Here is a 13,707-nt window from a genome sequence, read left to right as displayed (position 1 = left end):
GGCGTCGAGGTCCCTAGCATACTTTCACATATAAAGTGCTGCTTTCTGATTATGAAAGCTTTGCCGAAATGAAGGGCTTTCGCCGATGCGTACCCCTGATATCGCCGTTGTCACCGGCGCCGCCTCCGGAGTGGGCTCCGCCACCGTCGCCGCTCTGCGAGCGAGCGGCGTCGGCGTGGTCACCGTCGATCTGGTGCCGGCGGAGGCCGGTGACCGGGTCGTCGTCGGCGATGTGGCCGCCCCCGCCACCTGGGCCGCCGTACTCGAAGCAAGCAGGGAGCTCGGCGGCGCGCCGACGAAGCTCGTCCTGAACGCGGCGAAGCTGGTGGTCGGCACCGTGCTCGAGGTCAGCGAGGAGGACCTGCGTTCGGTGTTCGAGGTGAACGTGCTCGGCGCGTACCAAGCCCTGCACGCCTGTCTGCCCGTGATGATCGAAAACGGCGGGGGCAGCGTGGTGACCGTCGCCAGCATCGACGCCCTCGTCGCCGAACAGGGGCTCGCCGCCTACTGCGCGTCCAAGGGCGCGTTGTTGCAGCTCACCCGCTGTGTGGCGGTCGACCACGGGCGGCAGGGCATCCGCGCCAACTGCGTCTGCCCGACGGCCATCGACACCCCGTTCTTCCGGCAGCACGTGGACGCCGCCCCGGATCCGGCCGCGTTCCTGGCGGAGAAGTCCGGTCGCCACCCCTCCGGCCGCATCCTCCAGTCGGAGGAGGTCGCGAACACGATCTGTTTCCTGCTCTCCGACGCGTCCAGCGGCATGAACGGCGCCGCGGTGACGGTCGACGGCGGCCTGCTCGCCTCCTTCGACTTCCAGGCGTGACCATGACGAACGCCAAGGCCCCGGTCTTCGACTACCGGACCCGGCAGCGCCACATCCTGCTCGACATGCACGTGCCCGACTGGGACGAGAAGTTTCTCCGGTCGTTCGACCCGGTCGCCCAGGTCGAGCTCTACGAGCGGGCGGGCGCGGACGCCGTGATGGTGTACTGCAACTCGATGCTCGGCCTGGGCTACTGGCCGAGCAAAGCCGGGCGTATGCATCCGAACCTGCGCGGCCGCGACATCGTCGCCGAGACGGTACGGCTGCTGCACGCGAAGGGCATCGCCGCCTGCGCGTACTACAGCGTCAACTTCAACGACCTCGCCTACCACTCCGACCCCGGCCGGGGGATGCGACTAGGCGTCGCGTTCGGCCCGTACGACGAGGAGTCGCGGTTCGGCCTGTGCTGCCCGAACAGTCCCGGCTTCCGGGAGTTCGCACGGGCCGAGATCGAGGAACTGGCGAGCGGCTACGAATTCGACGCGTTCTTCCTCGACATGATGTTCTGGACGGGCATCTGCACGTGTGAGAACTGCCAGGAGCGGTGCCGGACCGAGACCAGCGCGGCCATCCCGGAGATTGCCGACTGGACGACACCCGCCTGGCCCAGGTTCGCCGAGGCTCGCCGGCGCTGGCTCGCGGAACAGTACGAGATCCTGGCCGAGGGCGTGAAACGGCATCGCGCGATCCCGGTCTTCAACAACAGCTCGGTGATCCCGGCCGGCTGGCGCGCGGGCACGGGGATGCGGTTGCTGCTGGGCAACGACCTGATCGGCGGGGACGTCCAGGCCGGACCGGACGAGCTGCTCGCCTTCGGCCTGCTCGCCGGACGGTTGTCGGCCGGGCCCTGGCAGTACATGCACTCGCCGTCGGGATACCTGAGCGGCGCGGTGCGGTCGATCGGCCTGGACGAGCAGCGCGGCCACGCGCTGCTGGCGACCGCGCTCGGCGGCCAGTTCATGACGATCGACGCCGTGCAGTCGGACGGCACGGTGCACGCCCCCACCTACGACACTTTCGCCGAGGTCTTCGCGGCGATAAAACCCTACGAGCCCTACCTCGGTGGCACGCCGATGGCCGACGTCGCGGTGTACTACAGCCCCGACGCCGACGTGGACCTGCGTGACAACGGCACGCCCGTGCCCGCCCTGCCGCAGCGGTGTGGATTCCTGCAGCCCCTGCCACATGGGCGGGCCGTGGCCGGGGCAGTCGGGGCGCTCCAGCGGGCGCACCTGCCGACCGGCGTGATCACCAGCGCCGACCTCGACATGCTGGACGCGTTCCGGGTGATCGTGCTGCCCAACGTGCTGCGTATGAGCGACGAGGAAGTGGCCGCGTTCCGCGGGTATGTCGCGCGCGGCGGCCGGTTGTACGCCAGCGGCCACACTTCGCTGGTCGGCACAGCGGGCGCGCGGTTCGACGACTTCGCGCTCGCCGACGTGTTCGGCTGTTCCTTCGCCGGGGTGGAACCAGCGATCGTCTCCTACCTGCGCCCGGCGCGCGACGCCATCGCGCGGCTCATCGCCCCGGCCGCCCTGGTGCCGCACGGCGCGACCCGGCCCATTCCGGCCGGGAGCGACACCGGGCTGACCTCCCTGCTGGTGACCGCCGCCGCGGACGCGACCGTGCTCGCCACGCTGACCCTTCCCTACGGCCTCGGCCGTGGTACGCGCGAGGACCGGCAGTGGTCCTCGATTCTGACCTCCCCGCCCTGGGAGGACACCGGCCGCCCCACCGTGGTCGAGCACGAGTTCGGCGCCGGCCGAGCCGTGTACGCGTCGTGCGACCTAGAGGCCGGGGCCGAGCCACTGTTCGCCGGGCTGATCCGCCGCCTGCTCGACGGCCCGCCGAGTTGCACGGCCGAAGCTCCGCCGCACGTCTGGGTGATTCCCTTCGCCGAGCCGGAGCACCGGCGCGTCCGGGTGAACCTGCTCAACCACCAGCCCGGCGGCCCCTACCTGCCGATGCCGCTGATCAGGCTGCGGATCGCCGTGCCCGACGGCCATCGCTTCGATCGGGTCGTACGCCTTCCGGGTGGTGACCCACTCGACTTCGAGAAGGACCCCGATGGCGGGGTCGTCGTCGAGGTACGCGACCTCGCCCAGTTCGACATGATCGCCGCCGAATACCGACAGGACTACCGATGATCGCCGACGTGCTGCATTTCTCCTTCACCGTGAGCGATATCGAGCGTTCGGTCCGGTGGTACACCGAGGTGCTCGGGCTGGAGCTCGTGCACCGCCAGCGGCAGGACAACGCGTACACGCGGATGTTGGTCGGCATCGAGGGCGCGGTGCTCGAAGTCGCCCAGCTCAAGATCCCGGGCGCGGCACCCGCGTACTCCACCCACATGCTCGAACTGATCGAGTACGTCCAGGCCCGGGGCGGGAGCCCTGAGTCGTTGCCCACCAACCAGGTCGGCGTGGCCCATCTCGCGCTGGTGGTCACCGACATCCACGAACGTCACGAACGGATGCGCGCCGCCGGTGTGGCCTTCCGGAACCCTCCGGTCGAGATCACCGCCGGTGCGAACAAGGGGGGCTGGGCCTGTTACCTCCACGATCCGGACGGCTGCACCATCGAACTGCTGCAGTTCAGCTCCGAGCGCGCGGCACGACTCGGGCTGGAGCTGTCGTGAGCCGCCAGGAATTCCTCGTGGACATCGTCATCGCGCTGCCGTCCGACCTGCCGCCCGAACGCCGGGCCGAGCTCGTCGCCGCCGAGTCGGCGCGGGCCCGCGAGCTGCGGGCGGCGGGCAGCATCCAGCGCATCTGGCGGCGACCCGGCCAGACCGCCAACGTCGGCGTCTGGGTGGCGGAGTCGGCCACCGAGCTGCACGACCTGATCTCGTCGCTGCCGTTGTTCCCTTGGATGAGCGTGCGGGTCGGCGCGCTCGCCCGGCACCCCCTGGAGGATGATCACCAATGACCGAGACCGCTCTGATCATCGGAGGAGCCAGCGGCATCGGCCTGGCCAGCGCGTACGCCCTCGCGGACGAGGGCTACCGGATCTGGCTCGCCGACCGCGAGGAGGCGGCCCTCGCCGAGGCCGGTCGTCAGCTGACCGAGCGGGGCGCGGCCGTCAGGACGAGTGTCGCCGACGTGACCGACTCCGAGAGCCTGCGGCGCGTCGTGGCCGACGTCGAGGCCTGGGGCGACTTCCGCGTCCTGGTCAACACCGCCGGGATCCTGCACCTCGGCGGCATCGGCGACATCACCGAGCAGCAATGGGACCAGCTCGTCGACATCAACCTGAAAGGCACCTTCCTCGCCTGCCAGGCCGCCATCCCCGTGCTCGCCCGTGGCGGGGGTGGCGCGATCGTCAACCTGACGTCGCAGTCGGGACGGACCAAGTCGTACTACAGCGCTCCCGACTACGTCGCCTCCAAGGCCGGGGTGATCGGCCTCACCATGGTGCTGGCCAACCAGAACGCCAAGGACGGCATCCGCGTCAACTGCGTGGCTCCCGGGCTCGCGGAGACGCCGATGTTGTCGGTCTACACGCCCGAACAGCGGCGGCGGATGCTCGACACGATTCCGCTCGGACGCTTCGCGCGGCCGGAGGAGATCGCGGCGGTGGTCGCGTTCCTCGCGACGCCGCGATCCAGCTACGTCACCGGACAGACCATCAACGTCAACGGCGGGAGCTTCATGCTATGACCACCATGCGCCTCGGTTTCGCGGTCCCGATCTTCGCCAACCCTGGAGTGACCGACTTCCGCACCCCCAACTTCGAGGCCCTCACGCGGGAGCCGGTGCTCGATGCCGTGCGCGAGGCGGAACGGCTCGGGTACGACTCGCTCTGGGTGGCCGACCACATGTTCCTCGGGCGGGACGGCGCGATCCTGGAAGGGTGGACGACGCTGGCCTTCCTGGCCGGGGCCACCTCGACCATCCGGCTCGGGCCCATCCATCTCGGTGACGGCTTCCGGCACGCCCCGCTCGCCGCCAAGATGATCGCGACGCTCGACTTCCTCTCCGGCGGGCGCTTCGAGCTGTTCATCGACCCGGGCTGGCGTGAGCGAGAGCACACCGCGTACGGGTTCGACTGGGAACCCGATCGGGCCGAGCGGGTCGCCCGGCTGGACGCCACGCTCGACGTCATGCGGGAGATGTGGACCAGCGACAGCCCGGCCGTGCACAACCGGTTCTTCGAGATCGACGACGCCATCTGCGCGCCCAAGCCGACCGACCCCGCGGGCCCGCGCATCTGGATCGGCGAGGCGTTCGACGACGCCACCCTCGACCTGATCGCCCGCCGCGCCGACGTCTGGAACTCGATGCCGGCGGGACTCGACGTACTGCGAGAAAAGATCGCGCGGGTGGATCGGGCCTGCCTCGACCGCGGGCGGGACCCGAAGACCCTGCGCAAGACCCTGGAGACGCAGGTGCTGATCTACGAGGACCGCGCGGAGAGCGACGCGCTCTTCGCCCGCTTCGACGACTTGGCCAAACGGCATCCGAGTGGCAGCGCCATGGCCGACGTCATCGAGTTCGTCAAGGAGGGCAACCCGCACCTGGGCGAGGCCAAGTCGTTCGACCAGCTACGCGAGGAGTTCGTCATCGGCACTCCCGACGAGGTCGCCGGGAAGCTGGCCTCCTACGCCGAGCTCGGCATCGACGAGGTGATCTGCTGGTTCATGGACTTTCCCGACCGGCGTTCGATGGAACTGCTGGCGGCGGCGAGATGAGCGTCGCGCGGTGGGCGGCCGAGCCCTGGCTCGACCTGCAGCTCGAACTCGGTGAGGGTCCGGTGTGGGATTACCGTAGCCAGGAGCTGCTGTTCCTCGACATCCACGCCGGTGAGTTGTACGCGGCGGATCAGGCCGGACGCACCACCGTACGCGGCCTCGGCCAGATGATCGGCGCGGTGGGGCTGCGCGGCGAATCCGGTTATGTGCTCGGCACGTCCGGCGGCTTCGGCCTGCTCGACGCGGGAAGCGCTCGGCCACGGGCCTTCTCGGACCTGGAACTGCCCGAAGGCGTACGCATGAACGACTGCCAAGTCGGCCCGGACGGCGCGTTCTGGGGCGGATCGATGCACCGGATCAGCGAACCGGGCAGAGGCGGCGCCTACCGGCTGGCCCCCGACGGAACGGTGACCACCTTCATCGACACGGTCACCACCTCGAACGGCGTGGGCTGGTCGCCCGACGACCGCATGATGTACTACACCGACTCCGCCACCCACGCCATCGACGCGTTCGACTTCGACCCCGAGGCCGGAACCGCGACCAACCGCCGTCCGCTGATCGACGTGCCGGAGGGGCTTCCGGACGGACTCTGCGTGGACGCGGAGGGGTCGATCTGGGTCGCGGTGTTCCACGCCGGCGCCGTGCACCGTTACGCACCCAACGGTGACCTCACCGGCGTGGTGACCGTCCCGGCGAACTTGGTGACCTCCTGCTGTTTCGGCGGCCCGGACCTTGGCACCCTGTACATCACTTCGGCCAGCGCCGGAATCACGTTCTGGGAGCGCCACGCCCAGCACGCCGGGGCCGTCTTCGCCGTTGACGTGGGAGTGAGCGGCCGTCCGGCCTTCGTCTTCTGAGGCGCTCAGCTCCGCCGCAGCCGCTGGTAGAGCGCGCCGAGCCGGAAGTACGCCTCCTTGGGTTCCCAGGTGTGGCCGCGCCAGCCGTGCCCGTGCTCCAGCGGCCGGACGATGCCGAAGCTGGCGCGGTCGAGGTCCTGGGTCGGCTCGGCGTGCTCGCGGTACGGCAGGTGCCGCATCGCGAAGGTCTGGACGAACGCGGTGTGCACGCCGGTCTGGTCGTAAGTTTTGACCAGTTCCTCGATGGTCTGGGCCTGTTCGGCTTCGTCGCGGGTCACGGTCTGCGTCAGGCGCAGCGCGGTGTTGGCCGCGTTGTCGTACTCGACGATGGTGTCGCCCCGCCCGCCGAGGTCGGACCCGCCGTCGTAGCTGACGCAGCCGGACTCGGTGATCACCGCCGGTTTGCCGAGGGCCGTGCCGCGGGCCACGAACGCCCGGATCTGGTCGGGGAACGTGGCCGCGGACTGGGCGTCCCGGTAGGTGTCGTTGGTGATCATGTCGAAGGGCGCCCAGTCGACGCGCTCCAGACTGTCGATCGCCGCGTACGTGACCGGGCCGAGGAATCGTCGCCGTACCGAGGGGACGGCCTGCGCGAAGAACGCGTTGATCTTGCCGGGGAGGGCGCGGATCGCCTCGATGAAGTCCGGTCCAGGCGTTGTGATGAACGCGAGCCGATCGAAGATCGTCTCGCCGGGGAGGAAACCCTTGGTAAACAGGCTGATCTCCGCGCCGGCGACGAAGACGGCGTCGGCCCCGTCGCGGCGCAGCCGTTCCGCTCGCACGGCGCAGTCGCCGAGCAGCTCGATCTGCTCCGCCTGGGTCAGATCGACGGTGAACGGGGAGACCCAGACCTCGAGGCCCTGGTGGGCCGCCAGCCGGGCGGCCGTGTCGATCCGGCCGGGGTCCCCGCCGACGATCCTGACGGCGGTGCAGTGCAGATCGTCGGCGATGGCCTTCATGTCGCGCTTGACGACCTTCGCGTCGAACGGCTCGTGGGTGCTGCGCACCGATCGGCCGGCGCTGAAGATGCCGGTGTCGTAGACGATGCCGAGCCCGCGCAGGCCCGTGGGGTTGGGGCGCCGACGCGCGGCCTGTGCGGCTTTGGGCACCGCGCCCTGCATCGCGACGGTGGCGAGCGTGCCGGCCAGGGCTGCGCGTCGGGAGAAGGAACGATCTTCGCTGATCATCGTTTACTTTCATAATAAGATAGTTGTACTTGTAATGTGAAAGTATGATAGGGATAGTGCAGAGCGTGTCAAGGCGTCTCTATCGATCACCGCTGACGGGAGCTTTCACATGACGGATACATCGGTCTCGCCGCTGTCGGCGATCACGACCCTTGACGCCTATCGCCGGATGTACGTCATTCGATCGTTCGAGCAGCGTTGTCTGGCCCTTGGCGCCGACACGATCGCCGGTTCCATGCACTTCTGCGGCGGGCAGGAGGCGATTCCGGTCGGCGCCCGGGCCGCGTTGCGCGAGGACGACCGCGTGGTCGCGACCTACCGGGGGCACGGCTGGGCGATCGAGTGGGGCATCCCGCTGGAGGAACTGCTCGGCGAGGTCGCGCACCGTGCCGGAGGCGTCAACGGAGGGCGGGCCGGGAGTCCGTACCTGATGGATCCGGAGCGCGGCTTCATCGGCGAGAACTCGATCGTCGGCGCCGGCATCCCCATCGGGGCGGGTGTCGCGATGGCCGCGCAGGCTGCCGGCAACGAGCGGGTCTGCGTGGTGAGCGTCGGCGACGGGGCGATGAACCAGGGCGCGACCCACGAAGGAATCAACTTCGCGGCCGTGCGCGACCTTCCGGTGATCTTCGTGGTGGAGAACAACGCCTGGTCGGAGATGACCCCAATCGCGTTGACGGCCCGGGTGGAGAACCTCGCCGAGCGAGCCGCCGGGTACGGCATCCCTGGCGTCACCATCGACGGAAACGACCCGTTCGCCGTCGCCGCGGCCGTCACCGAGGCGGCCGAGCGGGCTCGCGCCGGCGGTGGCCCGACGCTCATCGAGGCCAAGACGGTACGGCTCATGGCGCACTACAACCGGGACATCGAGCACTACCGCACGGAGGGTGACAAGGAGCTGTCCCGAGCGCTCGACCCGCTGCCCAAACTCCGCGCCCGGCTGCTGGCCGAGGGCGTCGGGGAAGCCGAGATCACCGCGCTCGAAGGCGCGGCCGAAGCCGAGCTGGACCATGTCATCGCGCGCGTGCTGGCCATGCCGGAACCGGACCCGGCGACCGCGCGGGACCACGTGATGGCGCTGCCGGGGCGCGCCACCCCCGCGCGAGAAGGCGCTGAGACGCGCACGATGCCCTACTGGCGCGGGGTCAACGAGGCGCTGCGCGCCGAGCTCGCCGCTCGGCCGGAGACGCTGCTCTACGGCGAGGACGTCGGCCACGCCGGTGGGATATTCGGCGCCACGCGTCAGCTGCAGAAGGAGTTCGGGGCGCACCGGGTCTTCGACACCCCCATCTCCGAGAGCGCGATCCTCGGTTCGGCCGTCGGCGCGGCAATCGAGGGAATTCGCCCGGTGGTTGAGATCATGTGGGCCGACTTCCTGTTCGTCGCCCTCGACCAGCTCGTGAACCAGGCCGCCAACATTCGCTACATTTCGCGCGGGACCCGCTCGGTGCCCATCGTCGTGCGTACCCAGCAGGGCGCGACGCCCGGCTCGTGCGCCCAGCATTCGCAGTGCGTCGAGGCGCTGCTGGCGCACATCCCCGGTCTCCGGGTCGGCCTGCCCGCGCACGCCGACGACGCCTACAGCATGTTGCGCGCCGCCATCAACGATCCCGACCCCACGGTCATCATCGAGGCGCGCGGCCTCTACAACACCAAAGGCGAGGTGCGTCCGCTCGACCAAGCTCCGCCGATCGGGGGCGCGGCCTGGCGTTGCCGCGGGGGAGACGTGGCGATCATCAGCTGGGGCGCCATGTCCAGGACGGCCGAGGACGCCGCCGCCGAACTCGCGAGGGAGGGCGTCGAGGCGACCGTACTCGACCTGAGGTGGCTCAACCCGCTCGACGAGGAGGCGATCGCCGAGGCGGTCGCCACCGCCGGCGGCCGCGTGGTGGTGGCCCACGAGGCTCCCGTGACCGGCGGCTTCGGCGCCGAGATCGCCGCGCGCATCGCCGAACGGCACGCCGGGCTGCTGACCGCGCCAGTGGTGCGCGTCGGCGCGCGGGACGTGCCGATGCCGGCCTCGCCGGCGTTGCAGGCGGCCGTGCTTCCCCACGCGGGGACCATCATCGAGGCGGCGCGCCGCCTGGCGCGGGGCTGACCATGACGGATTCGGTGCGAATCGGGTTCATCGGCTGCGGCGCGTTCGCCACCCAGGCCATCTGGCCGAGCCTGCGCTACGCTCCCGTCGAGATCGGGTACGCCTACTCGCGCGGCCTGGACAAGGCACGCGCGGTCGCCCGCCGTTTCGGCGCGGAGAACGCCACCGACTCGCTCGACGAGGTGTTCGCCGACGACACCGTCCGCGCGGTGTTCGTCGTCGGCCCGGCGGCGATGCAGCACGAGGTCACGCTGCGGGCGCTGGCGGCGGGCAAACACGTTTTCGTCGAGAAGCCACCGGCACCCTCACTTGAGCAGGCGCTGGAGATTCAGCGCGCCGCCGACCTGCATGACCGGCAGGTGCAGGTGGGCTTCCAGAAGCGGTTCGCCACCGCCTACCGGCTCGCGCGCGAGGAGGCGGGAAAGCCGGACTTCGGCGGTGTACGGCTGGCGAAGGTCAACTACTCGCACTGGCGGGTACGCGACTGGAACCACCATCTCCACATCATGAGCGTGCACGCGATCGACCTGATCCGCTTCCTGCTCGGCGACCCGGCCGAGGCGTACGTGCTGAAACGGAGCGACCCGCAGGGCCGCAACACCTGCGTGCTCACCCTCCTGTACGAGGACGGGGCCAGCGCGATCGTGAACATGTCGGCCAACGACCCGCACGTACAAGAATGGATTGAGCTTTCTGGAGCGAACCAGCTGATCTCCGTGCGCAACCTCACCGAGTACCGGCGGTGGGCCGAGGGCGCCGAGGTCGCGCAGACGCTACCGGTCAATCCGGCCGCCGTGACGCTGTGGCATCCGGAGTACGCCATCCCCTACCAGCAGGCCGACTCGCTCTGGCTGCAAGGCTACGCTGGCGAGGTCGTCGACTTCGTCGAAGCCGTGCAGACCGGCCGCCCCGTCTCGCCGTCGATCGCCGACGGCGTCGCCGCGATGAGGTACGTCGAGGCGATCGCCGACGCGCCCGAGGGCATGTCCCGCCTCGAACAGAAAATATGACCATGCGAACACTGGTATTCCACAGTCCTGACGCGGTCGAACTGGTGACCGTCCCGACGCCCGAACCCGGCCCCGGCCAGGCGCTCGTCCGTATCGAGGCCAGCGGGATCTGCGGCAGCGAACTGCACGCGGCCGACGGGGCGAACCCGGGCCACGAGGCCGCCGGCATCGTCGAGTCCGCGCCGGACGGCTGCGGGTTCGCGATCGGCGAGCGGGTCGGGATCTCCGCGGTCACCGGTTGTGGCGACTGCCGGTTCTGCCGGCGCGGCGAACAAATCTTCTGCGCCGACGTCAGGGTGCACGAGAGCATGCACGCCGACTACGTCGTCGTCCCGGCCCGGGCCCTGCGCAAGCTGCCCGCCGGCATTTCGGCCGGTGAGGCCGTGCTGCTCACCGGGGATGGCCTGGGCGTGCCGATCCGCGCGCTGCGCAAGGTGCCGCACCGGCCGGGCGAACGCGTCGTGGTACTCGGGTTGGGGCCGGTCGGCTTGGCCCACGTCCTGGTGCGCGCCCGCGCCGGGGCCGAGGTGATCGCGATCGAGCCGTCGGAGCACCGCCGCGAGCTGGCGCGCGCGCTCGGCGCGACCATGGTCGTCGCGCCAGGTGAGGACATCGGGACCCCGCCCGGCACGGTCATCGAGTGCACCGGCATCCCCGCCTGCATCCAGCAGGCTTTCGACCTGGTCGACGCGGCCGGCACCGTGCTGCAGTCGGGGTGGTGCACCGCGGTCCAGATCAACCCGGGGGCGACCGTGCTCAGCCGGGAGGTCACCTACACCGGCACCTGGTACTACACCGACGACGACTACCCGGCGATGTTCCAGGCCTATGAGGACGGCTTGCCGGTCGGCCTGATGACAACGCACGAGTTCGACGCCGACCGGATCGCGGACGCCTACCGGCAGTTCGTCTCCAAGGAGTCGGGCAAGATCATCCTGAACTGGGCCTGACGGTGAGAGTACTCAACTCCCTGAACTTCCGTGGCGTCGAACTGGCCGACAGTCCGCACCGGGCGCAACTCGACGAGGTGCGCGACACCTTCGCCGCGCTCTCCAACGATGCCCTGCTCTACCCGTTCCGGATCCGGCGCGACTTCCCCGCGCCGGGAACCCCCCTGCGCGGCTGGTACGGCGAGGGATTGTTCAACAATCTCGGCCAGTTCTTCACCTTGTACGCCCGAATCTACGCCGCCACCGGCGACGAACGCTTCGCGACCAAGGCGCGGGAACTCCTCGACGGCTGGGCCGAGACGATCGACGAGAACGGCTACTTCTTCAACGCCACCTGGGCCGGGGCGAAGGAGTACAGCTACGACAAACTCGTCTGTGGCCTGCTCGACCTGCACGAGTACGTCGGCCACGGCGACGCCCTGCCGATCCTTCGGCGGATCAGCGAGTGGATGTGGCGCTACGGCGACCGCAGCCGCCGCTACGCGTGGAACGGAATGGGCCCGCTTGAGTGGTACACGCTGCCCGAATATCTTTTGCGCGCGTACACCGTCACGGGGGATCCGCTGTATCGGGAACTCGCCGACGTGTACTTCTACGACGAGTTCTACGACGCGCTGCTCGACGCCGACAACCTGATGAGCCGCGCGGACCAGGTGCACCGGTTCTACCAGGCGCACAGCCACCTCAACACGCTCAACAGCGCGGCGGCGCGGTACGAGGTGACGGGGGAGCGCAAATTCCTCGACGTCGTCGTGGCTGGGTACGACTTCGTGCGCGGCACCCAGACGTACGCGACCGGAATGTTCGGGCCGCTCGAATCCTTCGTCAAACCGGGGCAACTCGCCGAGGTCGTGCACTCGGAGTGCGGGCACGCCGAGGTCTCCTGCCCGTCATGGGCCATGATGCGCCTGGTCCGACACCTCATCGAGCTGACCGGTGAAGCCAGGTACGGCGACTGGATGGAGCTCAACATCTACAACGGCATCGGCGCCGCTCCGCCGACCCGTGCCGACGGCCGGGCGAACCAGTACTTCGCCGACTACGGTCTCGACGGCGCGCGCAAGACCTGGGGGCTGGAATGGTCGTGTTGCTCGGCCACCAACCCGATCAACATGGCGGAGTACGTCAACCAGATCTATTACACCAGTCCGGACGGATTGTACGTCTGCCTCTACCTGCCGTCGCGGGTGACGTGCCGGATGGGCGACGCGGAGCTGCGGTTGACTCAGCGCACCGCGTTCCCGGCTGGCGAGAACGTGGAGTTCGACGTCGCGCTCGACAAGCCTGCCGGCGGTGCCCTCGCCTTCCGGATTCCCGGCTGGCTGGCCGGACCCGCCGTCCTGACCGTCAACGGCAATCCCGTTCAGCCGCTGTTTCGGGACGGCTGGGCCGTACTCGATCGTGTGTGGCACGACGGTGACCTGGTCATGCTCACCCTCCCGATGTGTCTTGACGTGCTGCCCGTCGAGCCTGATTACGACGCGGGGCCGGTGGCGCTGCGCTACGGCCCGGTCGTGCTGGTCGAGCCTCGACCGGGGGACTCACCGAGGCTGGGACTGGGGGACGTGGCCGCGGTCGCGAGCTCGCTCAGTCGTACGACGGGGCTCTCGTTCACCGGTACCACGGCGGATGGCCGCGCTGTCGGGTTGGTGCCCTATTTCGCGGTCGAGCCGGACGTTCCCTACGCGATGCATTTCGATGACGAGCGGGGTCGCGTGCCGTACCAAGATCTTGAATATGACGGGCCCTGGGAGCAGGTCGACGCTCAGGTGTTCACGCTGACCCGGCGGCGCACGTACGCGGCGTCCGAAGCGCCCGGCGCGTACTTCCGGGCAGAATTCGAGGGCACCGGCGTGCTGTGGGCCGGCTACCGGTCGCCGATCGCCGGTTTCGCCGACGTGTTCATCGACGGGAGCTTCGTCGAACGGGTCACCCAGCTCGCCGGGTCCGAACTGCCGGCGTTTCTCTGGCGCGCAAACGGGCTCCCACCAGGCCGCCACGAGCTCAAGGTCGTCGTGGCCGGCGAAGCACCCGACACCTCCCGCGGCGTCCAGGTCAATGTCAAGCACATCCGAGGAGTCTCCTGAGC

The 13,707-nt window shown here is 69.4% G+C and carries 12 protein-coding genes; 11 read left to right on the top strand and 1 reads right to left on the bottom strand.

The genetic code is table 11. From position 1 onward, the window contains the following. Positions 1 to 85 precede the first annotated feature (85 nt). Genes ABD844_RS39675 through ABD844_RS39645 form a run of 7 tightly spaced genes read left to right on the top strand, consistent with a single transcriptional unit; the run spans position 86 to position 6,373 of the window. Positions 86 to 823, top strand: a complete 738-nt coding sequence (locus ABD844_RS39675; protein WP_344890176.1) for an SDR family NAD(P)-dependent oxidoreductase — start codon at positions 86 to 88, stop codon at positions 821 to 823. Positions 824 to 825: 2 nt separating this feature from the next. Next, entirely contained in the window at positions 826 to 2,970 is a 2,145-nt protein-coding gene (locus ABD844_RS39670) for an alpha-amylase family protein (protein WP_344890390.1), read from the top strand. Beyond that, positions 2,967 to 3,461, top strand: a complete 495-nt coding sequence (locus ABD844_RS39665) for a VOC family protein (RefSeq protein ID WP_344890173.1) — start codon at positions 2,967 to 2,969, stop codon at positions 3,459 to 3,461. Before ABD844_RS39670 ends, ABD844_RS39665 begins: the two co-directional genes overlap by 4 nt. Then, a complete protein-coding gene (locus ABD844_RS39660) occupies positions 3,458 to 3,751 on the top strand; it encodes a muconolactone Delta-isomerase family protein (RefSeq protein WP_344890170.1) in 294 nt (97 codons plus the stop codon). The genes ABD844_RS39665 and ABD844_RS39660 overlap by 4 nt, the downstream gene beginning before the upstream one ends. Then, positions 3,748 to 4,482 carry an SDR family NAD(P)-dependent oxidoreductase gene (locus ABD844_RS39655; protein WP_344890167.1) on the top strand — a complete coding sequence of 245 codons (735 nt, stop codon included), beginning with the start codon at positions 3,748 to 3,750 and terminating at the stop codon, positions 4,480 to 4,482. The genes ABD844_RS39660 and ABD844_RS39655 overlap by 4 nt, the downstream gene beginning before the upstream one ends. Then, entirely contained in the window at positions 4,479 to 5,513 is a 1,035-nt protein-coding gene (locus tag ABD844_RS39650; RefSeq protein WP_344890164.1) for an LLM class flavin-dependent oxidoreductase, read from the top strand. The genes ABD844_RS39655 and ABD844_RS39650 overlap by 4 nt, the downstream gene beginning before the upstream one ends. Further along, entirely contained in the window at positions 5,510 to 6,373 is an 864-nt protein-coding gene (locus ABD844_RS39645; protein WP_344890161.1) for an SMP-30/gluconolactonase/LRE family protein, read from the top strand. Before ABD844_RS39650 ends, ABD844_RS39645 begins: the two co-directional genes overlap by 4 nt. A gap of 5 nt (positions 6,374 to 6,378) precedes the next feature. Here the strand turns inward: ABD844_RS39645 and ABD844_RS39640 are convergent, their stop codons facing one another. Next, positions 6,379 to 7,560 (bottom strand): glycoside hydrolase family 113 protein, encoded by a 1,182-nt coding sequence (locus ABD844_RS39640; protein WP_344890158.1) that lies wholly within the window; start codon positions 7,558 to 7,560, stop codon positions 6,379 to 6,381. 109 nt (positions 7,561 to 7,669) lie between these two features. Between ABD844_RS39640 and ABD844_RS39635 the strand changes: the two genes are divergently transcribed. Genes ABD844_RS39635 through ABD844_RS39620 form a run of 4 tightly spaced genes read left to right on the top strand, consistent with a single transcriptional unit; the run spans position 7,670 to position 13,705 of the window. Further along, positions 7,670 to 9,658 (top strand): alpha-ketoacid dehydrogenase subunit alpha/beta, encoded by a 1,989-nt coding sequence (locus ABD844_RS39635; RefSeq protein WP_344890155.1) that lies wholly within the window; start codon positions 7,670 to 7,672, stop codon positions 9,656 to 9,658. A 14-nt stretch (positions 9,659 to 9,672) separates the two neighbouring features. Beyond that, positions 9,673 to 10,668, top strand: coding sequence for a Gfo/Idh/MocA family protein (locus ABD844_RS39630; RefSeq protein WP_344890152.1), 996 nt, complete (start codon positions 9,673 to 9,675; stop codon positions 10,666 to 10,668). A gap of 2 nt (positions 10,669 to 10,670) precedes the next feature. After that, a complete protein-coding gene (locus ABD844_RS39625) occupies positions 10,671 to 11,618 on the top strand; it encodes a zinc-dependent alcohol dehydrogenase (RefSeq protein ID WP_344890149.1) in 948 nt (315 codons plus the stop codon). A gap of 2 nt (positions 11,619 to 11,620) precedes the next feature. Beyond that, positions 11,621 to 13,705, top strand: coding sequence for a beta-L-arabinofuranosidase domain-containing protein (locus ABD844_RS39620; protein ID WP_344890146.1), 2,085 nt, complete (start codon positions 11,621 to 11,623; stop codon positions 13,703 to 13,705). Positions 13,706 to 13,707 lie beyond the last annotated feature (2 nt).

Origin of the sequence: Nonomuraea antimicrobica, assembly GCF_039536965.1 — a bacterium.
Taxonomy (GTDB): Bacteria; Actinomycetota; Actinomycetes; order Streptosporangiales; family Streptosporangiaceae; genus Nonomuraea; species Nonomuraea antimicrobica.
Note: the sequence above shows the minus strand (reverse complement) of the source record. Positions and strands in the feature narration are given on the sequence as shown.

What these genes read in the sequence shown, in the direction of transcription:
- ABD844_RS39675 (WP_344890176.1), top strand. Translation starts at nt 86, where the DNA reads ATGCGTACCCCTGATATCGCCGTTGTCACCGGCGCCGCCTCCGGAGTG.
- ABD844_RS39670 (WP_344890390.1), top strand. Translation starts at nt 826, where the DNA reads ATGACGAACGCCAAGGCCCCGGTCTTCGACTACCGGACCCGGCAGCGC.
- ABD844_RS39665 (WP_344890173.1), top strand. Translation starts at nt 2,967, where the DNA reads ATGATCGCCGACGTGCTGCATTTCTCCTTCACCGTGAGCGATATCGAG.
- ABD844_RS39655 (WP_344890167.1), top strand. Translation starts at nt 3,748, where the DNA reads ATGACCGAGACCGCTCTGATCATCGGAGGAGCCAGCGGCATCGGCCTG.
- ABD844_RS39650 (WP_344890164.1), top strand. Translation starts at nt 4,479, where the DNA reads ATGACCACCATGCGCCTCGGTTTCGCGGTCCCGATCTTCGCCAACCCT.
- ABD844_RS39645 (WP_344890161.1), top strand. Translation starts at nt 5,510, where the DNA reads ATGAGCGTCGCGCGGTGGGCGGCCGAGCCCTGGCTCGACCTGCAGCTC.
- ABD844_RS39640 (WP_344890158.1), bottom strand. Translation starts at nt 7,560, where the DNA reads ATGATCAGCGAAGATCGTTCCTTCTCCCGACGCGCAGCCCTGGCCGGC.
- ABD844_RS39635 (WP_344890155.1), top strand. Translation starts at nt 7,670, where the DNA reads ATGACGGATACATCGGTCTCGCCGCTGTCGGCGATCACGACCCTTGAC.
- ABD844_RS39625 (WP_344890149.1), top strand. Translation starts at nt 10,671, where the DNA reads ATGCGAACACTGGTATTCCACAGTCCTGACGCGGTCGAACTGGTGACC.